19 protein-coding genes are annotated in these 21,765 nt (G+C 68.4%); 6 read left to right on the forward strand and 13 right to left on the reverse strand.

All coding sequences use genetic code 11. The features are described from left to right. Positions 1-435: 435 nt before the first annotated feature. On the reverse strand, positions 436-1,500 hold the full coding sequence (locus QH195_RS13745; protein ID WP_280435641.1) for a tartrate dehydrogenase: 1,065 nt from the start codon (positions 1,498-1,500) through the stop codon (positions 436-438). Continuing rightward, positions 1,497-2,927 carry an NAD-dependent succinate-semialdehyde dehydrogenase gene (locus QH195_RS13750; protein WP_432278353.1) on the reverse strand — a complete coding sequence of 477 codons (1,431 nt, stop codon included), beginning with the start codon at positions 2,925-2,927 and terminating at the stop codon, positions 1,497-1,499. Before QH195_RS13750 ends, QH195_RS13745 begins: the two co-directional genes overlap by 4 nt. 334 nt (positions 2,928-3,261) lie before the next feature. On the opposite strand from QH195_RS13750, the gene trpB reads away from it, so the two are divergent. Beyond that, on the forward strand, positions 3,262-4,503 hold the full coding sequence (trpB, locus tag QH195_RS13755; protein ID WP_280435643.1) for a tryptophan synthase subunit beta: 1,242 nt from the start codon (positions 3,262-3,264) through the stop codon (positions 4,501-4,503). Positions 4,504-4,537: 34 nt separating this feature from the next. On the opposite strand, the gene QH195_RS13760 is transcribed toward trpB, so the two are convergent. Next, entirely contained in the window at positions 4,538-5,713 is a 1,176-nt protein-coding gene (locus QH195_RS13760) for a helix-turn-helix transcriptional regulator (RefSeq protein ID WP_280435644.1), read from the reverse strand. Positions 5,714-5,866: 153 nt separating this feature from the next. Here QH195_RS13760 and QH195_RS13765 point away from each other — a divergent pair, with 153 nt between their 5' ends. The 4 genes from QH195_RS13765 to QH195_RS13780 all read left to right on the forward strand — a co-directional run bounded on the left by QH195_RS13765 (position 5,867) and on the right by QH195_RS13780 (position 10,773). Further along, a complete protein-coding gene (locus QH195_RS13765; protein WP_280435645.1) occupies positions 5,867-7,330 on the forward strand; it encodes an FAD/NAD(P)-binding protein in 1,464 nt (487 codons plus the stop codon). A gap of 239 nt (positions 7,331-7,569) precedes the next feature. Further along, entirely contained in the window at positions 7,570-9,033 is a 1,464-nt protein-coding gene (locus tag QH195_RS13770; protein ID WP_280435646.1) for an MDR family MFS transporter, read from the forward strand. 81 nt (positions 9,034-9,114) lie between these two features. Continuing rightward, positions 9,115-9,942, forward strand: a complete 828-nt coding sequence (locus QH195_RS13775) for a mycofactocin-coupled SDR family oxidoreductase (protein ID WP_280421453.1) — start codon at positions 9,115-9,117, stop codon at positions 9,940-9,942. A 45-nt stretch (positions 9,943-9,987) separates the two neighbouring features. Continuing rightward, complete coding sequence (locus QH195_RS13780; RefSeq protein WP_280435647.1) at positions 9,988-10,773, forward strand: IclR family transcriptional regulator; 786 nt, start codon at positions 9,988-9,990, stop codon at positions 10,771-10,773. A gap of 68 nt (positions 10,774-10,841) precedes the next feature. Here the strand turns inward: QH195_RS13780 and QH195_RS13785 are convergent, their stop codons facing one another. The 5 genes from QH195_RS13785 to QH195_RS13805 all read right to left on the reverse strand — a co-directional run bounded on the left by QH195_RS13785 (position 10,842) and on the right by QH195_RS13805 (position 15,899). Beyond that, positions 10,842-11,837 (reverse strand): 2-hydroxyacid dehydrogenase, encoded by a 996-nt coding sequence (locus QH195_RS13785; protein WP_280435648.1) that lies wholly within the window; start codon positions 11,835-11,837, stop codon positions 10,842-10,844. Further along, positions 11,834-12,763: a hydroxymethylglutaryl-CoA lyase gene (locus QH195_RS13790; protein ID WP_280421456.1), complete on the reverse strand. Its 930-nt coding sequence runs from the start codon at positions 12,761-12,763 to the stop codon at positions 11,834-11,836. The genes QH195_RS13785 and QH195_RS13790 overlap by 4 nt, the downstream gene beginning before the upstream one ends. After that, positions 12,760-14,001 (reverse strand): CaiB/BaiF CoA transferase family protein, encoded by a 1,242-nt coding sequence (locus QH195_RS13795; RefSeq protein WP_280435649.1) that lies wholly within the window; start codon positions 13,999-14,001, stop codon positions 12,760-12,762. Before QH195_RS13795 ends, QH195_RS13790 begins: the two co-directional genes overlap by 4 nt. 19 nt (positions 14,002-14,020) lie before the next feature. Then, positions 14,021-15,400: a GntP family permease gene (locus QH195_RS13800; protein ID WP_280435650.1), complete on the reverse strand. Its 1,380-nt coding sequence runs from the start codon at positions 15,398-15,400 to the stop codon at positions 14,021-14,023. Positions 15,401-15,716: 316 nt separating this feature from the next. Continuing rightward, the gene (locus QH195_RS13805) at positions 15,717-15,899 is read right to left on the reverse strand and encodes a hypothetical protein (RefSeq protein WP_280435651.1); all 183 of its coding nucleotides are present in this window, start codon (positions 15,897-15,899) and stop codon (positions 15,717-15,719) included. A gap of 300 nt (positions 15,900-16,199) precedes the next feature. Here QH195_RS13805 and QH195_RS13810 point away from each other — a divergent pair, with 300 nt between their 5' ends. Beyond that, positions 16,200-16,994 carry a VOC family protein gene (locus QH195_RS13810; protein ID WP_280435652.1) on the forward strand — a complete coding sequence of 265 codons (795 nt, stop codon included), beginning with the start codon at positions 16,200-16,202 and terminating at the stop codon, positions 16,992-16,994. 313 nt (positions 16,995-17,307) lie between these two features. Here QH195_RS13810 and QH195_RS13815 read toward each other — a convergent pair whose 3' ends face one another. The 5 genes from QH195_RS13815 to QH195_RS13835 form a co-directional block, all read right to left on the reverse strand. Beyond that, positions 17,308-17,499, reverse strand: coding sequence for a hypothetical protein (locus QH195_RS13815; RefSeq protein ID WP_280435653.1), 192 nt, complete (start codon positions 17,497-17,499; stop codon positions 17,308-17,310). 25 nt (positions 17,500-17,524) lie between these two features. Further along, entirely contained in the window at positions 17,525-18,607 is a 1,083-nt protein-coding gene (locus tag QH195_RS13820) for a Vms1/Ankzf1 family peptidyl-tRNA hydrolase (RefSeq protein WP_280435654.1), read from the reverse strand. A 97-nt stretch (positions 18,608-18,704) separates the two neighbouring features. Next, on the reverse strand, positions 18,705-19,679 hold the full coding sequence (locus QH195_RS13825) for a TIGR03557 family F420-dependent LLM class oxidoreductase (RefSeq protein ID WP_280421463.1): 975 nt from the start codon (positions 19,677-19,679) through the stop codon (positions 18,705-18,707). 102 nt (positions 19,680-19,781) lie between these two features. After that, entirely contained in the window at positions 19,782-20,555 is a 774-nt protein-coding gene (locus QH195_RS13830) for a DUF72 domain-containing protein (protein WP_280435655.1), read from the reverse strand. 272 nt (positions 20,556-20,827) lie between these two features. Beyond that, a complete protein-coding gene (locus QH195_RS13835) occupies positions 20,828-21,700 on the reverse strand; it encodes an alpha/beta fold hydrolase (protein WP_280435656.1) in 873 nt (290 codons plus the stop codon). Positions 21,701-21,765 lie beyond the last annotated feature (65 nt).

Consider the following 21,765-nt stretch of genomic DNA (forward strand, 5'->3'; position numbering starts at 1 on the left):
TGTGTTTTTGGTTTTTGTGGCTCTTGTTGTTTTTTTTTTTTCTGATTCATTTGCTTCCCTGCTTTTCTTTGATGCATTTTACACAACTTATCACTTGAGTTGCGGGCGGGGGGGGGGGCGCCCCGCCCGGGGGCGGCGGTCCCGGTCTCTGCCGTGTTTCGGCGAATCGGCGACAGCTCGGATCCTGGAGGCGTTCATGGCCGTAACCCTATCGGCGGCCGTCTCCGAGCCACAGTCGCAGAACCCGGCCTACCGCGCGGCGTGGCCCCCGGGTCCCGCGAAGCGCAACCACCCGGCCCGCGCCGGTCGGTGCGAGCTGGGAGAGGCTGTGGTTTCGGCGCACCGGTCACCGCAGCCCTGGTGCCGAGTGCCCGCGGGCGGTGAACCAGGCTCCGGGCGGGCGGCCCCGTCGACGCCGGCACCGGATCCGTTGCGTCAGCCGGCCGGGAGCAGCGCCGAGGCCCGGTCGGCGATCGCGGTGCCGACCTCGGTGGTGGTGGCGGTGCCACCGAGATCGGGGGTGCGCGGGCCGTTGTTGCCGAGGACATCGGTGACGGCGCGGTCCACGGCCGCGGCAGCGGTGTGCTCGCCGAGGTGGTCGAGCAGCATGGCGGCCGCGAGGATCTGTGCGACCGGGTTGGCGATACCCTGCCCGGCGATATCCGGGGCGCTGCCGTGGACGGCCTCGAACATGGAGGGCGCTTCGCGGCCTGGGTTGATATTGCCCGACGGCGCGAGGCCGAGTCCGCCGGTGACGGCGGCAGCCAGGTCGGAGAGGATGTCACCGAACAGGTTCGAGCCGACGATCACATCCAGCCGGTCGGGGTGCAGCACGATTTCGGCGGCGAGCGCGTCCACGTGCATCTGGCGGGTCTGCACCGCCGGATAGTCGGCGGCGATCCGGTCGAAGATCTCGTCCCAGTACGGCATGGAATGGATCAGGCCGTTCGATTTGGTCGCCGAGCACAACCGGCCCGTGCGCTCGCTCGCCCGTTCGAAGGCGTAGCGGATGATCCGTTCGCAGCCGACGCGGGTGAACACCGACTCCTGGAGGACGAATTCGTCGGGGCGGCCCGGGTTGTGGCGGCCGCCGATCTCGGAGTACTCGCCTTCCGAGTTCTCCCGCACGATGAGCAGGTCGAGATCGCCGGCGTCGCGGTCGCGCAGGGCGGAGGTGGTCCCGGGCAGCAGCCGGACCGGGCGCAGATTCACGAACTGCCCGAACGCCCGCCGCAGCGGGATCAGCAACCCCCAGAGGGAGATGTGGTCCGGGACCCCGGGAAAGCCCACCGCGCCCAGCAGGATGGCATCGAATCCCGCGAGCTGCTCGGGGCCGTCCGCCGGCATCATCGCGCCGGTGCGCAGGTAGTTCTCGCAGGACCAGTCGAATTCGGTCCACTCGATTCCGGGCAGCACCCGGTCGATGACCTTCACCGCCTCGGCCGTGACGTCGACGCCGATACCGTCGCCGGGGATGGTCGCGATCCGGTAGGAACTCACAGGGGCACTCCGATGTATTTGATCTCGAGGAATTCGTCGATACCGACCAGGCCGCCTTCGCGGCCGAGCCCGGATTCTTTCACCCCACCGAACGGTGCGGCGGGATTGGACACCACACCCTGGTTCAAGCCGACCATTCCGGTGTCCAGGGCCTCTGATACCCGCAGCCCGCGGCGCAGGTTCTCGGTGTAGACATAACCCACCAGACCGTAGGGGGTGTCGTTGGCCCGGTCCAGCGCCTCGTCCTCGGTATCGAAGGTGGTGAGGCAGGCGACCGGCCCGAAGACTTCGGTGTGGCAGATCAGTGCGTCGTCGGGCACATCGGCGAGAACGGTGGCCGGATAGAAGTTCCCGGGGCCCGCCACGGGCTCACCTCCGAGCAGCACCCGGGCGCCGCGGGCGCGGGCATCGGCGACGAGTTCGGTCACCTTGGCCACGGCATCGGCATCGATCAGCGGTCCCACCACGACACCCGGTTCGATACCGGGGCCCAGTGGCAGCTCGGCCATTCGCGCGGTGAGCCGTTCGGCGAAATCGGTGGCGATATGGCGCTGGACGAAGAACCGGTTGGCCGCCGTACAGGCCTGTCCGATATTGCGCATCTTCGCGGCGAGGGCGCCGTCGACGGCCGCGTCCAGATCCGCGTCGTCGAAAACCAGGAAGGGTGCGTTGCCACCGAGTTCCATCGAGGTGCGCATCACGGTGCGCGCACATTGTTCGAGCAGCAGTTTGCCGACCGCCGTCGACCCGGTGAAGGACAGTTTGCGCGAACGCGGATCACTGATCAGCGGGCCCATCAGCCGGCCCGGGTCCGACGTGGTCACGATATTCACGACCCCCGACGGCACGCCCGCGGTTCGCAGTATCTCGGCCAGCGCCAGCGTGCACAGCGGGGTCTGCTCGGCGGGTTTGACCACACAGGTGCAGCCGGCGGCGAGTGCCGGACCGATTTTGCGGGCGCCCATGGCTATCGGGAAGTTCCACGGTGTGATGAGCAGGCTGGGACCGACGGGTTGTTTGGTGACCAGGAATCGGGAACCGCCGCCGGGTGCGGGCATATAACCGCCGTCGAGGCGGACGGCTTCCTCGGCGAACCAGCGGAAGAACTCGGCGGCATAGGCGATTTCGCCGCGGGCCTCCGCGAGCGGTTTGCCCATTTCGAGGGTGGCGACGAGGGCCAGGCGATCGGCGTCGTCGAGCAGGAGGCGGTGGGCGCGCATGAGTATTTCGCTGCGTTCCCGGGCGGGTGTCCGGGCCCAGGCGGCCTGCGCGGCCGCTGCGGCGTCGAGTGCGGCCGTACCGTCTTCCGGTGTGGCGTCGGCAACCGTGCACAGCTGCGTACCGGTGGCAGGATCGATCACCGGCATGGTCGCCGTGGTCGTACGCCACTGACCTCCGATGAAAAGCCCCTTGGGTACGGAATCGATGGCGGCGTGTTCGGCGGCGGTGCGAGTGTCTTCGGTGAGCACGGCGTCGGTTCCTCCCTGTCGGCCCCGGAGGCCCGGGGCTGGATTGTCGACAATCCTACAATGGATGTCGTGCCGGTTGGGCCGGGTCCGTGGGAAAGGTGCCGGAAACCCATGGATCCACACCGCGCCCTGTGCCGAACGCGACCCTGCTGAATACTTCCCGGCCACGGGAATCCGCACCGCCGACACCTTTTGTACTGTTAACCAATCCGTTGCCGGGAGGTGACCCAGCGCTCGCGCCGACCGCCGAGAATTCCTCCCTGTAGCTGGAATCGGAAAGCGCGGGTAGTGGATGGTCGTCGGTCACGGGTTGGATCAGAGTTCGCAGCAGTACGACGACCTCCCGGATGCACACGGTCGCTTCGGCAGATTCGGTGGAAGATACGTTCCCGAAGGTCTCATGGCCGCACTGATCGAACTCAACAGCGCTTACGAGCAGGCTCGGGCGGATACCGAATTCACCGGGGAGCTCACCGAACTGCTCCGCATGCGGGCCGGCCGGCCGACCCTGCTGCATCAGGTGCCGCGGTTTGCCAGGCATCTCGGAGTACCGGGTGCGAAGGTCTATCTCAAACGGGAAGATACCGCCCATACCGGATCGCACAAGATCAACAACGCCCTCGGGCAGGCGCTGCTGGCCAAGCGGATGGGCAAACGCCGCGTTGTCGCCGAAACCGGGGCGGGACAGCATGGGGTCGCGGTGGCGACGGTCTGCGCGATGCTGGAACTTGCCTGCACCATCTATATGGGCGCCGACGATATGGAACGGCAGCGGCCCAATGTGGTGCGGATGCGGCTGCTCGGCGCCGAGGTGCGGGCGGTGGCGGCGGGTAACCGCCGACTGAAGGAAGCGATCAGCGAATCGGTCCGCGATTGGGTCGCTCATGTGGACACCACCCACTACTTGTTCGGCACGGCCGCCGGCCCGGCGCCCTATCCCCGGATCGTGCGCGATTTCCAGACGGTCATCGGCGTCGAGGCCCGCGCCCAGATCCTCGCCGCCGAGGGCAGACTGCCCGATCACGTCCTCGCCTGTGTGGGCGGGGGGAGTAATGCGATCGGCACTTTCCATCCGTTCGCCGCGGACCCCGGGGTGCGGCTGCTCGGTGTGGAGGCCGCCGGTCTCGGTGTGGAAACCGGTGCCCACGCGGCATCGCTCAGCGCGGGTTCTCCGGGCGAGATGGACGGCAGTTTCAGCTATCTGCTGCAGGACGACGACGGTCAGATTGCCGCGACCCACAGCGTGGCGGCCGGTCTGGACTACCCGGGAGCCGGTCCCGAGCTCAGCCATCTCAAGGAAATCGGCCGGGTGCAGTTCGCGGCCGCGACCGATAGCCTGGCGCTGCGTGGCCTCCAGGTGCTCGCCCACAGCGAGGGCATCATCGCCGCCCTGGAGTCCGCCCACGCGGTGGGTTATCTCATGCACCTGGCCGAACAAGGGGAACTGGCGGCCGATTCGGTGGTGTTGCTGTGTCTCTCCGGCCGGGGCGACAAGGACCTGGATATCGCGGCGCAGCGGCTGGGCGTCGACTGACCCGCCGCAGCGAGTGGCGCACCTCGGCCGGAATTCATCGGCGGGGGTCGGTGCGGGGAGCGTGTGCGGCGTTCGGTGACCCCGCTGCCCGGACATGCGCCGGTGGGTTCCCGGGCTCGGAGATGCGAACCGGGTCCGGCAGAGCCGGCCAGTAGTGCTCGGTGAACAATCGGGCGACCAATTCTCCCCGGCTACCGACCTCGACCTTCGCGAAGACCGACTTGATGTGATCGCGGACGGTATGCGGTGACAGGAACAGCGTGCCGGCGATCTCGCCGGTGGTCAGGCCCCGCACGATGAGCTGGGTGATCTGGAGTTCCCGGGAGGTGAGCCCGTGCGCTTCGGCGATCAGCACCGCGAGGTCGGCCGGTGTCGCCGGTTCGATGATCAGTGCGACCGGGCCGGGCCGGCCGCCCGTACCGGTGAGATCCGAAGCGTGGCAGCACAGCCAGCGGCCCTCGATGTTTCGGATCCGCAGCCGCGCGTTGCCGTGATCGAGCCCGGTCGCGCGGGCCCGGGCCTGGAGTACGGTGCCCAGCAACCAGATCGGGAGATCCAGCCCGAGACCGGTGGCAACGGACGGCCCCGGCGGCAACAGCGCGATGTGCTGCCTGGCCTCGGCATTGATCGCAACGGCGGTCCCTGTCTCGTCGAACAGGATCAGACCGGGCGCGGGTGCCTCGGTATGCGTCGCCGACGGGACGGGCCTGGCGAAACCGCGCAATCGCGCGGCCAGCGGCTGTGCGAGATCGGCGAGCAGGCTCACCTCCGCCGCGGTGAAGGCGGCGGTGGCGCGGAACAGGCTCACCAGTCCCCACGGCCGGTCGCCGATGCGCAGCGCCACCCGCAGCTCGTCGTGGATGCCCTGCCCGGCGAACAGCCGCCGGAAACGCGCGCTGCGGGCCGGTAGGTCGCCGGTGACCGCGCGCAACCCGGCGGCGGGGACGACGGCGCGCGCCAAATCCCGGAAGGGCACGATGTTCTCCTCGAGCAGTTCGCTCTCCCAGTACGCGGCGCAGCCCTCACCCGAACCGAGATTCTGCACCAGCATCGGCGCGGTGATCAGTCCGGTTTCCGGATCGGCCGATGTCCAGACGGCCGAATCGAACGGTACGAGCCGGCGGATACCGGCCGATACCCGGCCGAAGAAGTCCATGCTGTCGACGGCTCGGCCGGCGGCGGTCAGGACGGGTTCGTGTAACTGATTCATCGACGCTCCTTCGCGGTCCAGCCTGCCGGGTGCGAGGCCCGCCGCCAACCCCTCGTTCGAGGGGGTCGATAGCCGCGCGCACCCCGTGCGCGCGGGATGGTTCCGGGTCGCCACCCCGGCGAAGGTCGAAGGCAGTCGATCGGAGAGGACATCATGAATATCGCGATAATCGGCGGCGGTTCGGCCGCGGTCGCACTGTTGGACGCACTGGCTGTAGCGGGGGACGAGGCCGGGGAGCGGCCGGGTTCGGTCACCGTATTCGAGCCCTCGCCGCGGTTGTGGCGCGGCCGTCCGTACACATCGGACCTGGATTCGGTGCTGGTCAACGCGATTCCGCAGCTCATGTCCATCCGGGGCGGCGATTTCGGCCACTACCGCGGCTGGCTGGGCGAGCGGGGCGCGGAATACCTGGATACGCGGCTGGGTGAGCGGCTGGTGCCGCGGGCCCTGTACGGCGAATACCTGGTGGACTCGGCGGAGGCCGCGCTGGCGGCGCTGCGGGGCCGGGGCTGGGAGACCGGTGTGGTGCCGGCCCGGGTCACGGGTATCACGGGGCACGACGGCGCGATCGTCCTGGTCACCGACGAAGGGCAGGAATACCGGGCGAGCCGGCTGGTGCTGTGCGTGGGCGGCGGGACACCCCCTGACCTGTACGGTCTGGCCGATCGGCCGGGATATATCCACGATCCGTATCCGCTGGCCCGCACCCTGGACGAGATCCCGCCGGAGGCCACCGTATCGGTGCTCGGGAGTGGTCTCACCGCTGTCGATATCGCCGTATCCCTGGCCGCCCGCGGACATGCCGGCCCGATCACGCTGCTGTCCCGCACCGGGACGCTCCCGTACGTCTGGCAACGCCCCATGCCGCGGGTTTCCACACATCTGACCGGTGAGCGGATCGCCGGCCTGCACCGTGCACAGGGTTTCGTCGGGCTGACCGATCTCGTAGGTCTCGTACGAGCCGAACTGGCCGGCAGCGGCGAGAGTTTCGACGATTTCGCCGCGGAACTCCTCGACTCCGGTGCGGATCCGGTGGCCCGGCTGCGGCGCCAGGTCGCGGAGATCGACGATCCCCGGATCGGCCGGCGGCTCGTGCGGGAATCGGCGCATCAACTGGGATCCATCGTGTGGCCGCTGCTCCCGGACGACGACAGGGCCCGGCTGCGGAAGTACTTCCGCACGGCTACCGCGATCGCCTCGCCGATGGTCCCGGTCAACGCTGTGACCGTGCTGGGAATGCTGGATACCGGCCGGCTCGAACTCATCCGGGGCGTTCGTGCCGTCGAACCGGTCGCGGGCCGATTCCGCATCGAACACGCCGCGGGCGGCCATACCGCCGATATCGTCGTCAACGCGGTGAATCCGCCCCCGCAGGCGATTCCCGCCGCGGCGCGTTCCCTCGTCGACTTCCTGACGACCGCCGGCCTGGCCGCGCGTCATCCGGAAGGCGGCGTCGTCCCCGCCGATCCACGCGTCCACATCGTGGGTGACCTGCACGGCGGTGGTTCGTTCGTCACCACCGGCATCGCCGGGCTCGCGGCTCGGGCGGCCGCAACCGCTCGCGCCGTACACAGCATCGGCCGGGCACCGGACGCCGGCAGCCGGTTACCGGCATGACGTCGCTCACAACGGTGTCCGGTCGATTCGCGACAGCGTGGACGAACACCCTGGTCACCGTGGCGCACGGGAATACCGGGGCGGGAAAATCGATTGATCCCGGGCATAGCCGTAAGAAAGACTGGTGCGTCACCGATGAGGGAGCTGAGCTGTGCTCGTCTCATCTCATATGTGGCCGGGAGTGGTCGTCGAGGATCCACCCGGCCCGCATCATCTGCTCGCGATCCCGGAGGTAGCCCATGCCCGCTCGAGTTTCTGTTCGCCGGGCCGGCGGGGGCACCCCCGCGGTGGTCCGGTTACTGGTGATCGCGACGTTCGTGGTGATCCTGAACGAGACCATCATGATCAACGCGATCCCGCGCCTGATGAACGATCTCGAGGTCACCGAACGGGCCGCGCAGTGGGTGTCCACCGCCTTCATGCTCACCATGGCCGCCGTCATCCCCGTGACGGGCTGGTTTCTCCAGCGGGTCACCACCCGGCGGGCGTACGCCATCGCCATGGGGGTGTTCCTCGCCGGAACGCTGCTGTCCGCGGTGGCGCCTTCCTTCGGGGTCCTGCTGGTCGGCCGGATCGTGCAGGCGGGCGGGACCGCGGTCATGATGCCGCTGCTGATGACCACCCTGATGACGGTGGTACCCGAACAGGACCGGGGCCGGGTGATGGGCAATGTCACCCTCGCCATCTCGGTGGCGCCGGCCATGGGCCCGGTGATCTCCGGCCTGGTACTGCAGGTCGCCTCGTGGCGGTGGCTGTTCGTCCTGGTGCTCCCGATCGCGGGTGTGGTGACCTGGTTCGGTCTGCGCAGCCTGGAGAACGTCGGTGAACCGGAGACCGGCGCGATCGACTGGTTCAGCGTGGTGTTCGCGGCGCTGGGCTTCGGCGGTCTGGTCTACGGGCTCAGCCGGTTCGAGGCGGGCAGTATCGCGACCCCGGCGCTCATCACCGTGGCCGGTATCGCCCTCATCGGTCTCTTCGTGGCACGCCAGCTGTGGTTGCAGCGCACCGGCACCCCGCTGCTGGATCTGCGTGTCCTGCGCTCGGCCACCTACGCCAAGGGTTTGGTGCTCATGGCGGTGGCGTTCCTGGCCATGCTCGGGTCGATGATGCTGCTGCCGCTCTACCTGCAGAACCTGCGCGAACTCTCCCCGCTGCTCACCGGCCTGCTCGTGATGCCGGGCGGGCTCGCGATGGGTCTGCTGGGGCCGGTGATCGGCCGGCTGTTCGACCGTTTCGGCGGCCGCCCGCTCGTGATCCCGGGGTCGATCGCGATCACCGTCGCGCTGGCCGGTTTCACCCGGGTCGCGATCGATACACCGTACTGGCAGCTGCTCGCACTGCACGTCCTGCTCATGATCGGGCTGGCCGCGGCCTTCACTCCGGTGTTCACGCTGGCACTGGGTGCGCTGCCCGAGGACCTGTACTCGCACGGCAGCTCGATGCTGGGCACACTGCAGCAGGTCGCCGCCGCGCTGGGGACCGCCCTGGTGGTGACGGTCATGGCCACCCGGGCCGGGACGCTGGAAGATACCGGTGTCGACGCGGTATCGGCGCAGTTGAGCGGGATGCAGTGGGCGTTCGCGGTATCGGCGGCCCTCGCGGTGGTCGTGATCGTGACGGCCGTCCTGCTGCCGAACCGGTCCAGTGCACCGGACGAAACCGAGGCCGATACGAAGACGGACGGCGCGCTCGTCGAAGTCTGATCGTCTCCGTTCCCGCACATTTTCGGCACTGCGCGTCATATTCTTTCGGCGGTAGCCGGATCGACAGTGACGGAGATGGCCATGGGCACACTGGACGGCAAGGTCGCTTTCATCACCGGTGCGGGCCGGGGTCAGGGGAGGAGCCACGCGGTGCGGTTCGCCCGGGAGGGCGCGGACATCATCGCCGTCGACACCACCGCACCCGCGAAAAGTGTGCAGTACCCGCTGGCTACCGCCGCGGATCTCGCCGAGACGGTCCGGCTGGTCGAATCCCACGGCCGCCGGATCGTCGCCCGGGATGCCGATGTCCGGAACTACGCCGCGCTGGCCGCCGCCGTCGACGAAGGCGTCAAGACATCGGGCCGTCTCGATATCGTGGTCGCCAACGCCGGAATCTCCAGTCCGGCACCGACACTGGGCATGAGCGAGGACACCTGGCAGGAGATGATCGATATCAACCTGACCGGCGTCTGGAAATCCCTGAAGGCTTCGGTCCCGCATATCGTCGAATCCGGGCATGGCGGGTCGGTGGTCATCACGAGTTCGGTGGCCGCGATGGTGGCCATGGAGAACATCGCGCACTATTCCGCCGCGAAAGCGGGGCTGGTGAGCCTGATGAAGGTGCTGGCCAAGGAACTGGCCCCGCAGAGCATCCGGGTCAACACCGTGCACCCGGGCACGGTGGGTACCGATATGGTCTACAACGAATCCACCTACCGGCTCTTCCGTCCCGATCTGGAGAACCCGGGCCGCGCCGATTTCGAGGCCGTCGCCGGGGCGATGAACCGGTTGCCGGTCGTCGCCCTCGAACCCGAGGACATCACGGACACCGTGCTGTTCCTGGTCTCCGACGCCGCGAAATACATCACCGGCACCACCCACGTCGTCGACGCCGGGAACGTGCTCTAGAAAGCCGCGATCCGATCGGTGGCGACCGCGGCGTAGATTCGGCGTATGTCCAGGGATGACGGCGGGGCGGCCGCGAACCATCAGCCGCTGCTGGTGCTGGTGAAGATCACCGAGATACTCGATGCCTTCTCGCTGGCACGACCGTCGCTCACCTTGGGCGAAATCCAGCAGGCCACCGGCTTTCCCACCTCCACGGTGCAGCGGCTGGTCACGAATATGGTCGCGCAGGGGCTGCTGGACCGGGCGGGTGATCAGATCCGGATCGGGTTGCGCATGAGTTATTGGGCGGCGACGGCGGTGAAAGGACTGGATCTGCTGTCGATCGTCGACCCGGTTCTGCGCGAGATCCGGGACGAGACCGGGGAGACGGCCTGTGTGTTCCGGGCCGAACACGGTTTCCGGGTATGCGTCGCGATCGCCGAGACCCGGCACGCACTTCGCCGGGACATGTACGTGGGAAAGATCATCCCGCTCTACGCCGGATCGGCGGGCCGGATACTACTGGCCTGGAATCCGGACCTCGCCCAGCAGGTACTGTCCGCGCCGCTGGAACCGCTCACCGAAGGCACAGTTACGAGCCCCGCGGAACTCCGTACGCTCATCGCGCAGGCGAAGGCCGACGGCTACGCGATCAGCGCCGGCGAACGCGAGGATTCGGCGTCCGGGCTGTCGGCGCCGATATTCGATGCGGCCGGAAAAGTGGTGGCGGCATTGACGATCAGCGGTCCGACGATCCGGATGCCGCGCGAGCGCTGCGAGGAGTGGGTGGACCTGCTCGTCGGCTACGCCGAGCAGGTCACCCGCACCCTAGGGGGCCGGATCCCGGCGTGAGCGGCCGAACCGCGCCCGGTACGACGCGGCGGCCGACCATGTGCACCCGCGGCGGTGGCCGGTCGGTTTCAGCGGACGAGTGCCTCCGGGTTGACCGGATACGGCGGTAACTCGCCGCGGGCCATCGCGATCGCGTTCTCCGCACAGCGGCGGGCCATTTCGGCGCGCACCGGAACGGTGGCACTGCCGACATGCGGGAGCAGCACCGTATTCGGCAGTTCGGCCAGCCCGGGTGCCAGTCGCGGTTCGTCCTCGAAGACATCGAGTCCGGCGCCCGCGATGGTCCCGTCCCGCAGGGCCGTCACCAGCGCCTGCTCGTCGACGATCGGCCCGCGGGCGGTGTTGATCAGGATCGCCGAGGGTTTCATCGCGTTCAGGACGCCGGCGTCGACGAGGTGGCGGGTCTGCTCGTTCAGCGGTACGTGCAAGGAAAGGTAGTCGCTGGTCGCGACGAGTTCCGGCCAGCCGATATGCCGCACCCGGCCGGCGAATTCACCCAGTTCCTCCTCGCTCACCTCGCGATCGCCCGGTGGGCGCGGGCAGAACGCGACCGTCATCCCGAACGCGAGGGCCCGCCGGGCCGTGGCCCGGGCGATCCGGCCGAATCCGGCCAAGCCCAGCGTTTTTCCGCTCACGTCGTGGCCCAGGAGCAGTTCCGGCTCCCAGCCGTGGAATTTCCCGGCGCGGACGAACGCGTCGGCCTCGACACATCTGCGCGCGACCGCCAGCATCAGCAGTACGGCGATATCCGCGGTGGCGTCGGTCAGCACCCCGGGGGTGTTGCCGACGACGATGGAGTTCGCCGTGGCCGCCGTGATGTCGATATTGTTGTAGCCCACCGCGAAATTGCTGATCCCGGCGATTTTCGCGCGGTCGAGCAGGGATGCGTCGAACTGGTCGCGTAACTGCGCCACCACCACCCGGTAGTTGCCCGAGGCGCACGCGTCCGCCAATTCGGCCTGGGTCATGCCGTTTTCGGCAAGCGTCACCGTTCCGGCCGCTTCGAGCAGGCCCATACCGGGATCGGGCAGTGGTGTGGTGACGAGGAAATCGGTGGCCGTCACGCGATCACCCATTCGAAGGCGCGTGCTTCCGAACGCGCGCCCTGGGCGGTTTTGGAACGGTTGGGTTCGCCGAGTTCGGCGAGCATCCGCTCACTGATATCCACCATCCGCGCCAGGATGTCCGGGGTGAGCCAGTCCGGGCGGGTGGCGAACAGGATGTCCTCGCTGGCGGTGTTACCGCTGGCGCCGGGCGCGAACGGGCAGCCGCCGAGACCGCCCAGGCAACCGTCGACCAGGCCCGCGCCCGCATCGATGGCCGCCAGCGTATTGGCCACGCCCAGACCCCACGTGTCGTGACCGTGGAAGACGATCCGGCGGTCCGGGGTGGTGGTGCCGACCGCCCGGACGAGTTGCCGGACCTGCGCCGGTACGGCCTGGCCGAGGGTATCGCAGATGACGATATCGGCGGCGCCGTCGGTGCGTGGGTCGGCGGCGATACCCAGTACGCGCTCCGGATCGACCACGCCCTCGAACGGGCAGGTGAACGAGGTCGCGATACAGAGCTGGATGGTGCCGCCGAACTCCCGGGTGAGCTCCACGGCCCGTGGCATGGCGGCCACACTGTCCTCGGTGCTGCGTCCGATATTTGCCTGGTTGTGCGAATCCGACGCGGAAAAACAGTATTGGAAGTTACGCGCCCCCGCGGCGGCAGCCTTCTCGATATGCCGGGGCGTGGCCACCCAGACCCAGCATTTGGCGAGTTCCTCCGGTGTCAGCTCGGCGATGACCTCGAGCGTATTGGCCAGTGGCGGTACGAGGTCGGGGCGCGCCATGGAACCGATTTCGAGTTCTGGGACGCCCAGGGCGAGCAGTTCGCGGGCGATCTCCACCTTCCGCTCGGTCGACAGCAGTTTTCCGGTGAGCTGCAAACCGTCGCGCAGCGTGACATCGCGCAATCGGGCGGCCGGTGTGTAGGTGAAGGTCATACCGCAACCCCTGTCTCGGCCGTGCCGGTGACGGCGTCTATTTCGTCGTCGGTGAGGCGGAGCACCGATGCGAGTACCTCGCGCGTGTGCTCGCCCAGATCGGGTCCGATTGTACGGATCGGCAAGGAAGCCCCGCCGATCACCGGGACGATGCCGGGGAAGCCGACGGTGGCGGGTTCGGCCGCGCCGGTGTCCACCGGGAACTGCTGGATCATGTTCCGGGCGGCGTACTGCTCGTCGGCGCAGATATCGGCTGCCGTGTAGATCGGTCCCGACGGGACACCGGCCTCCTCCAGGATTTTCAAGGCTTCTTCGCGGGTGTGCCGCACGGTCCAGGCAGAGATCGCCGCATCGAGTTCCTCGCGGCGGGCCCAGCGTCCGGCGTTGTCGCGCAGGCCGGGGTCGGCGGCGAGGTCCGGGCGTTCGATGATCTCCATATAGCGCTGGAAAATTCCGTCACCGTTGCCCGCGATGATGATGCTGTAGCCGTCACTGCAGGGATAGGCGTTGGACGGCGCGATACCTTCCATCCGGCCGCCCACCCGCTGCCGCTCGACTCCGTAGGCGAGGTAGTCGGGGACCAGCGATTCCATCACCGACAGGATCGATTCGTTGAGCGCGACATCGATGATGCGTTCCGGCAGCGGGATCGGGGCGGTGCTGCGGGCTCGCTGGAACAGCGCCATCACGGTGCCGAACGCGGCGTAGATTCCGGCGATGGAATCACCGATGGACACACCGGTGCGTACCGGCGGCCGGTCGGGGTCGCCGACCAGTTCACGCAGGCCGCCGACCGCTTCGGCCACGGCGGCGAAACCGGGGCGCGCGGACTGCGGGCCGGTCTGGCCGTACGCGGAGATCCGGGTGAGCACCAGATCCGGGTTGACCTGCTGCAACTCCTCGGGCCCGAGTCCCCATCTCTCCAGTGTCCCGGGCCGGAAGTTCTCCAGCAGCACATCGCATTCGCGGACCAGGTCGAGGACGAGCGCCCGGCCCGCTTCGGTTTTCAGGTCCAGCACAATGGATTTCTTGTTGCGATTGATCGTGCGATACAGCATGGACGTATCGCCGTCGTAGAGCCGCCACCGGCGCAGTTCGTCGCCGGTGACCGGCCGTTCGACCTTGATCACCTCGGCGCCGAAATCGGCGAGCATCCGGCCGGCGGTCGGTGCGGCGATGTAGTTGCCCAGTTCGAGGACGCGGATACCGGCCAGCGGGCGAACAGCCTCGTTGCTCATATCTTCCTATCGTTGCGGGTCAGAGAACCAGGCTCAGCGGCATGATGAGCAGGATCGCCACTACCGAGGCGACCGAGACACCGACCGAGCAGGATTTCAGGGTGCCGCGGGTGGTCTGGCCCATCAGGGACTGCAGCAGCCAGAAAGTATTGCTGGTGACGTGCACAGCGAACAGCGAACCGGCGCCGGCGGCCAGCGCGATGAGCACCGGATCGATACCGAGCGCGGGCGCGACCGGGGCGAGGATACCGGCGGCGGTGATCGCCGAGATCGTCACCGAGCCGACCGCGATATGCAGGACGGCGGCGATCACCCACACCATGAGCAGCGGAGCGGCGGTGCTCGCGGTGAAGTATTCGCCGAGGATATCGCCGAGCCCGATGGCGGAGATGGTGGCGGCCAGCGAACCACCGACACCGGTGAGAATGAGGATCTGGCCGCTTTCCCGGAACCCGGTGGCGATCGACTGCTGGACGCGTTCGACGCCGACGGCGCGGCGGCCGACGAGACTGGTACCGACCAGGCCGATCAGCAGGGCGATAACCGGGGTCGACAGGAATTCGATCACCGGGTTGTGCACCTCGGCGACATCGAGGATCGCGCCGACCGCGATGAGCACCAGCGCGGTGCACAGCGGCGCGAACAGCAGCGGCAGGGGAGTCTCGGTGCGGGTCTCGGCCGCGGTCTTGGTGGCCACACCGCCCGACACGGAATCGGGCTCCTGGTCGCCGGCGGAGTCCGGCTCGACCGGGATCTGCTGCTCGTCGCGCTCCTCGTCCCACCAGCCGCGGTCGAACAGGAAACACATCACCGCCACCGCGATCGCCACGGTCGGGATCACCAGAACGAGCCCGAAGAGCAGCATTTTGCCCAGCGGCACACCCAGCAGCCCGGCCAGTGCCAGCGCCCCGACACCCGGCACCGTCAGCACGATGCCGCATTCCCCGCCGATCGCCAGGGCTGTCGCCATCTTGGCGGTGCCCTTCTTCTCGATCTTGGCGGCGGTGCTGCGGGCCAGCGGGGCCGAGATCACCATGAGCACGTCGAGGTAGATCGACTGCAGGAAGGTCGCGAGTGTCAGCGACATCGCATACGGCATCCGGTCGGCGCCCAGCAGCCGGACCAGCGCCCCGACCAGGCGCTGGATCGCGCCCGTTTCCTGCAGCATCGCGCCCATCAGCACACCGAAGGCGACCAGCAGGCCCACCTCGGCCATGATGTCGCCGAAGCCGGTACTGATGGTCTCCACGGTTTTCGTGACGCCCAGGCCCGAGGTGAGGCCCAGGTAGGCCGCGCCGATCACCAGCGATACCGCGGGATTGATTTTGAACCGGGTGATCAGCACGACGACGGCGAGGATCGCCGCCGCGGTGTTGAGCATCGTTGCAAGGTCTGACATGTGCTTGTTCCCATCGAGTCGCACTCGGGTGAGTGCTGTCCCCACGCCACACGTGGGCAGTACGCCGTGACTCAGGCCACAGCAGGCTCATATTATGAGCAGAGACTCACAATATAAGCAACCGATCGGGCCTGTCCGGACCGGGTCGCGCAACGAGCTGCGGTCGTCGATCGGTTCCCCGGGTGGTATCACTCGAGGGTGCTGATCAGCGAGAACGGTATACGCCGGCCTGTGATCGGCGCGGGCCGGCCATCGGGCGCGCGCACTCTCCGGCATGTATGACCCGCCGCCATGTGATGCCCGGCGGGGAGGTGGGTCAGTCCCGGAATCGGCGCGCTACTTCGGTGATCGCCGCGCGGATTGCCGGTTCGAGTGGAGTATCGGCGGCGATGGTCGCGTGCAAGGCTGCCATCCCGGCGCCGGCGAATGCGCCCACCAGGATCGCGGCGCCGGTGTCGTCGAGTTCGCCGGGGAACGTTTCCTGTAGTTGCCCGGCCATCCGGTGCTGGATATCGAACTACCGGCCAAACCTTCGGATCAGCTGAGGGGCCGGTCGGCAGACACCGGCCGGTTCCGTCCTGGGCCTACCCGCCCGGCCGGCGCACCTTTCCCGGGTTTCCGGTGTTGCGGGAGCCGGACCTCAGGTAGTTCCGGCGTACCGTGGGTGCCCGAATCGGTGAAATCCGCACATAGTGGTTTCTGTACGCGCTGGGCGTCCCATATTGCGCTGGGGCAACCGCCGGCCGGAGCGGCCGGCGCGCATTCCGACTCGTGTGAACCGATCGACGGAGGACACGATATGCCGATACGTGAAACCCCCTGGCCCGCCGGCACTCCGTGCTGGGTCGACTGCCAGGTCGACGATCCGGGCCGCGCCCGCGACTTCTACGGTGCGCTGTTCGGGTGGGAGGTCGCCGGGACCGCACCCGAAGCCGGTGGATATCTGATGGCGATGGTGCAGGGCCGGTCGGCGGCCGGTATCGGGCCGAAACCGCCCGGGCAGGTGATGCGATCGACGTGGACGACGTATCTGGCGAGCGACGACGCCGACGCCACAGCGGCCGCGGTCTCCGCCGCGGGTGGAACGGTGCTGGCGCCGCCGTTCGACGTGATGGATATCGGGCGGATGCTCGTCGCCGCCGACCCGACCGGGGCGGTGTTCGGGGTCTGGCAGGCCCGGAAGCATTTCGGCGCCGGGATCTACAACGAACCCGGCGCCTACTGCTGGAACGAACTGCACACCGCCGGCTACGAACAGGCCCAGAACTTCTATTCGACCGTGTTCGGCTGGCATTTCACCGAGGTCGGTGACGGGGAGAACATGGTCTATGCGACCTTCGCCTTGGAGCCGGGCGGAGATCCGGTCGGTGGGTTCAATGATTCCACCCGAACCCCGGACGCCGGTCCGCCGCACTGGCTGGCGTGGTTCCAGGTCTCCGATACCGACGCGACGCTGAACAGTGCCACCGGCCTCGGCGCATCCGTGCTGATGGGGGCCCAGGACAGCCCGTTCGGACGGATGGGAGTGCTGGCCGCGCCGCAGGGGGAGGCGTTCGGCGTCATCGATATCGCGCAATCCACCGCCCCGGAGTGAAGTAACAGGCGCCCGGCGCGAGCGGACGCGAAGTCGCGGACGCTCTGCCGCCGACCACCACGGGCGGTGGAAACCAGCCGCCGCTCGAGATCATCGGCGCACAGATGAGCATCGGATACCGCAGAGCTCACGGGTTGCCGCACCGGTGAAACCGTGCGCGACGGCGACCGCAAGAGGGCCGCGGACACCCTCGCGGAACGCAGCCCTTCCGTTCGCGGTTGTCCTGGGGCCGCTGCCGATTCGCGCCTGCGCACTGCGATCGCGCTCCGGTCCCGCATCGCTCCGAAGCGATGCGGAACCGGAGCGAATGTCGTTATCCCTCGTCGGTCGTGGGGCGCTCGGTCCGATCGATACGCTCGTTGACCAGCTCGTCGTCGTCCGCGGGCGGTTCGGGATCGTGCCATTCCTCGGCCCGGCTGGAGCGGTTACCGCGGAGCGTGCCCTCCATTTCATGGGCCAGTTCGTTGTCGCGGACCGGGCCGTGCTTACTACTTCCTCGTTCCATCGTGTCCTCCTGCCTCGAGCGGCGTTCAGGTATGCCGCAGCAGGGCGCCGACACCCTCGCTGGGGGCAGCCTCCGCGTCGACCGGGGTGATTGTTCCGCCGCGCACGAGGACACCCACCGGTAGTGCTTCGTCGGCCCGGCAGGTGTGCGCGGATGTTTCGGAAAGGGCGCCGAGCGCGGCCGGATCGCGGACGGGTTCGGGGTCCAGCTGTACTGTGCGGTCGCCGAGGGCCGCGGGGTTGATCAGCAGATTCTCGGTGTTGGCCGCCAGCAGGGCCGAAACGGTCGCGGAGAGTCCGGCGACGGCGGGTCCGTCGTCGCGCCCGCGGGCCTGATCGAATCGCGCGACCGCTTCCTCGCGCACCCGCCGGGCCTCGGCGGTGACGAGCTCACGCACTTCGGCGTCGAATCTGCCGGTATCGGTGCCGGCGGCCCGGCCACCGGATTCGACCTCCACGACCCGCGCCGACACCGTGCCGAGGGCCCGGCGGACCTCGGCACGGGCGGTGACATCACCGGCCAGTACCACGATCCGCGCCTGGATCCGTTCGGTCAGGCGTTTCAGTTCCGCGGCGATATCGTCGGCGTTGCGCCGGACGGTTTCCTCCACCCGCCGCTGCATCGACAGATGCGACCAGCCGCCGCCGTGGCGGACCTTGTGCACCGGGTGCCCCTCGCCTTCGACGGTCTCACCGACCACATTGCCCTCGTCGTCGACGCCGTACAGTTCCGAACCCACCTTGTCCACCACTGCCACCGTGTGCGGGACCTCCTCGGTTTCGCATTCGATGAGCGGCAGCAGATACGGCAACGGCGAGACCCGGACGATCTCCGGCTGGACCGGCCGGGGCAGCGGCCGGTCGATCAGCACTCGTTCGGAGTCGGCGATCAGTACGCGTCCGGCACGGCCCGGTTCGGGTGGGCTGCCGGTGACCGCCGCCGCCAGCGATTCGATCATGCGTTCCGTTGCGCCCGCTGCCTCGAGTCGGTCGGCGAGGGCCCGCCACCGCAGCGTGCGCTGCTGCGCGGCGTCCTCGGTGTCGTGCTCGGCGTCGATGTACAGCGAGGCGAACGGGCCGGGTCGTTGCGCTACTTCTCTGATACTCATGCCAGTCACGTGGGGGCGCGTACCCGGCGCGGCCGGATCGAATCGCGGAGCCCGGAATCGATCTGCGGCCGGGCCGGAAACGCCGTTCAGCCGGGTCTCAGCTTGCCGGCGCGGTCAGTTTGCGGAGCGGTTCGTCGAGTTCGGCGCGGAAGAAATCCATGAAACCGTCGGGGTCGGGGCCGGCGTTCTGCATGACGAGATGATCGAATCCGGCGTCCACGAACGGCTGTGCGACCTCGAGGTAGCGCTGCGGATCCGGGCCGCAGGCGAACTTCTCCAGGATGTCCTGCTCCCGCACGGTGTCGGACGCGGCCGCGAAGTTCACCGGATTGGGCAGTTCGCTCATCACCTTCCAGCCTGTCATCGCCCAGCGTGAGGTTTCGTGGGCGGCGCGGGCCGCGGTCTTTTCGTCGGGTGCCCAGGCCATCGGGACTTCGGCGTAGCGCGGTCCGTCCCCGCCCGCCTCGCGATAGCCGGAGACGAGTTCCGGCTTCGGTTCGGTGGCGAACAGGCCGTCACCCAGTTCACCGGCGATCTCGGCGGCCTGGGTGCCCCCGGCGGCGACCGCGATCACCGGCGGCTCGTCGGGTAGGTCGAAAACGCGCGCATCGGAAAGCTTCAGGTGGCGGCCGTCGTAGGACTGGTATCCGCCCTGCCACAGCAGCCGGATGATCTCCAGGGCTTCCCGCAGCAGCGCATGGCGGCCGGCCACATCGACCGGGAATCCTTCGCCGACGACATGTTCGTTGAGACGTTCCCCGGCCCCCACGCCGAGGGTGAACCGGCCGTCGGAGAGCAGCGCCACGGTGGCGGCGGCCTGCGCGATGATCGCCGGGTGGTACCGCACGGTCGGACAGGTGACACCGGTGGCCAGGCCGATCCGCTCGGTTTCCGCGGCGATGGTGCCCAGGACGGACCAGGCGAACGGCGAATGTCCCTGATTGTCCAGCCAGGGGTGATAGTGGTCGCTCATCTCGACGAAATCGAACCCCGCCTCCTCGGCGCGGACGGCCTGGCGGACCAGTTCGGCGGGACCGAACGCTTCGGCGGCCAGCTTGTACCCGATCTGCATAGTTCCTCCGGAAGCTGTAGTGGCGGATGCGCACGAACACGTTTGCGCGCAGATACCGGACGCGGGCGCGGTACCCGTGCGCCCGGCGGTGAAACCCGGCGGTCACGCGGAGGCAGGTAGTCGGTCGGGAGTACGGGTGACGACGATGCCGGCGGTGGCGGCGAGGCGGGCGAAGACGATCGCGTCGTGGACCGCCGCGCCGCCCGGGTCGTTGTTGAAGTAGACGTAGACATCGTGTTCGCCGGGCCAGGCCTCGGCGAGTCGTGCGGTCCAGGTACGTAGTGCCTGCCGGCCGTAGCGGGGCGGCGGTGCTGCTCGGCCGTGGTGCAGCCGCAGATAACCCCAGTCGGTGGTGCGCCACAGCGGTGTCACCGGCCGCGACCCGGCGTCGGCCCAGCACAGTGCGGCCCCGTTGCGTTCGAGTACGGCGCGCACCGGCGGGGCCCACCACGATTCGTGCCGCGGTTCGACCGCTACCCGGACTCCGGCCGGGAAACAGCGCAGGCACGCCTCCAGCAGGCCGGGGTCGGCCCGGAGCGTGCCGGGTAATTGCAGCAGGACCGGGCCCAGCTTGGTGCCGAGACCCGCGGCGTGATCGAGCAGCCGCGCCACAGGTTCGGCGGGGTCGCGCAGCCGTTTCATATGGGTCAGGAAACGGCTGGCCTTCACCGCGCAGACGAAATCGGCCGGGGTGCGATCGTGCCAGGCGGCGAAGGTTTCCCTGCTGGGCAGGCGATAGAAGGCGTTGTTGTTCTCGACGGTTGCGAAGCCGGCCGAGTAATGCTCGAGCCACAATCGCTGCGGGCAGCTGTCCGGGTAGAAGATGCCTCTCCAGTCCCGGTACTGCCAGCCGGATGTCCCGATATGCCACGGCATCGCCGCTCTACCCCCGCCGTCTGCCGTGGTCGGCCGGGCGCGTCCGGTCACAGGCCCGCGTCGTCGTCATATGGGGTGACTACCCCGGAGCAGGTAGTGCATGCGAGAGCCGGCCGGTGCGACCGGTCAGCCTGTCCATGCCGATGCTCGTGCCGGTCGTATCGGTGCTCGTGGGGTTGTTTGGCGATGGCGGCCGTGGGGTCGACCTGCGACGATGCCGACCAGTGTATTACTCGTGAGTCGGCGGGGAGGTCGCTCCCGGCGAGTACTGGTCAAGTTTGCACAGGGCGGTCCAACCAGCGCAGCAGCGCTGCGGTGACCTCCGCCGGGCGTTCTTCCATGAGGAAGTGGTCGGCGTCCAACCGCACCAGATCGGCGTCGGGTATCCGTTCGGCGAGTTCCTCGGCGGTGCGTATCGGGATCGCCGGGTCGCGGGTGCCCCAGATGACGGTGGTGGGGCAGGCGATCTCGGGAAGCCGCGCACCCAGTTCGGGTCGCACCCGCACCTCGTATCCGGCCCAGAAATGCAGGTACCAGCGGCGACCCGCCGGAGTGCGCAGCATCTCGAGATAACGCGCCAGTCGGTCCCGGTCGAAGCTGCCGTTGCGCAGATAGCGCGCCAACCCGATCCGGTGGATGAGGTGTACCGGCGATGTGGCCAGCAGGCGGCGGGTGAGGCGGTGCCGGGCGCCGGTGGTGAACGCGCCGAACAGCAGTCGATACGGCGGCGTGAAAGTACGGTGCGCCCGCGAATTCAGGATCGCCAGCCGCCGGACCCGATCGGGATGGCGCTGGACGAAACCGAGTCCGAGGAATCCGCCGTAATCGTGACAGGCCAGATCGACCCGGTCGACTCCCAAGGCGTCGAACATCCGCGCGATCCGATCTACTTCGCTGTCGTAATCGCAGGACAGGGCGGTGTCGCGGGCGGAGTCGCCCCAGCCGAGCCAATCAGGAGCCAGTACTCGTCGTCGCGCCGACAGCGGGCCGATCTGGTGCTGCCAGGCCCGATGCGATTCCGGCCAGCCGTGCAGCAGGACCAGCGGGTCACCGGTGCCCGCCTCGGCATAGCACAACCGGGCGCCGTCGACCGTCGTCTGCTTCGACTCCGGTGCCGCTCCCCGGTCGATCCGATCTGTGGTCATCGCGCCTACCTCTCTCGTTCCCGGGCCGGCGGTACCGGAAGAATTCCGGCGGCCCGGCCGGCCTG

This window comes from Nocardia carnea (assembly GCF_029868855.1).
Taxonomy (GTDB): Bacteria; Actinomycetota; Actinomycetes; order Mycobacteriales; family Mycobacteriaceae; genus Nocardia; species Nocardia carnea_A.

Bases quoted from the DNA above. Each gene is read 5' to 3' on its own strand.
- trpB (WP_280435643.1), top strand. From the start codon at position 3,262: ATGGTCGTCGGTCACGGGTTGGATCAGAGTTCGCAGCAGTACGACGAC.
- QH195_RS13760 (WP_280435644.1), bottom strand. From the start codon at position 5,713: ATGAATCAGTTACACGAACCCGTCCTGACCGCCGCCGGCCGAGCCGTC.
- QH195_RS13765 (WP_280435645.1), top strand. From the start codon at position 5,867: ATGAATATCGCGATAATCGGCGGCGGTTCGGCCGCGGTCGCACTGTTG.
- QH195_RS13770 (WP_280435646.1), top strand. From the start codon at position 7,570: ATGCCCGCTCGAGTTTCTGTTCGCCGGGCCGGCGGGGGCACCCCCGCG.
- QH195_RS13775 (WP_280421453.1), top strand. From the start codon at position 9,115: ATGGGCACACTGGACGGCAAGGTCGCTTTCATCACCGGTGCGGGCCGG.
- QH195_RS13780 (WP_280435647.1), top strand. From the start codon at position 9,988: ATGTCCAGGGATGACGGCGGGGCGGCCGCGAACCATCAGCCGCTGCTG.
- QH195_RS13790 (WP_280421456.1), bottom strand. From the start codon at position 12,763: ATGACCTTCACCTACACACCGGCCGCCCGATTGCGCGATGTCACGCTG.
- QH195_RS13795 (WP_280435649.1), bottom strand. From the start codon at position 14,001: ATGAGCAACGAGGCTGTTCGCCCGCTGGCCGGTATCCGCGTCCTCGAA.
- QH195_RS13800 (WP_280435650.1), bottom strand. From the start codon at position 15,400: ATGTCAGACCTTGCAACGATGCTCAACACCGCGGCGGCGATCCTCGCC.
- QH195_RS13805 (WP_280435651.1), bottom strand. From the start codon at position 15,899: ATGGCCGGGCAACTACAGGAAACGTTCCCCGGCGAACTCGACGACACC.
- QH195_RS13810 (WP_280435652.1), top strand. From the start codon at position 16,200: ATGCCGATACGTGAAACCCCCTGGCCCGCCGGCACTCCGTGCTGGGTC.
- QH195_RS13815 (WP_280435653.1), bottom strand. From the start codon at position 17,499: ATGGAACGAGGAAGTAGTAAGCACGGCCCGGTCCGCGACAACGAACTG.
- QH195_RS13820 (WP_280435654.1), bottom strand. From the start codon at position 18,607: ATGAGTATCAGAGAAGTAGCGCAACGACCCGGCCCGTTCGCCTCGCTG.
- QH195_RS13825 (WP_280421463.1), bottom strand. From the start codon at position 19,679: ATGCAGATCGGGTACAAGCTGGCCGCCGAAGCGTTCGGTCCCGCCGAA.
- QH195_RS13830 (WP_280435655.1), bottom strand. From the start codon at position 20,555: ATGCCGTGGCATATCGGGACATCCGGCTGGCAGTACCGGGACTGGAGA.
- QH195_RS13835 (WP_280435656.1), bottom strand. From the start codon at position 21,700: ATGACCACAGATCGGATCGACCGGGGAGCGGCACCGGAGTCGAAGCAG.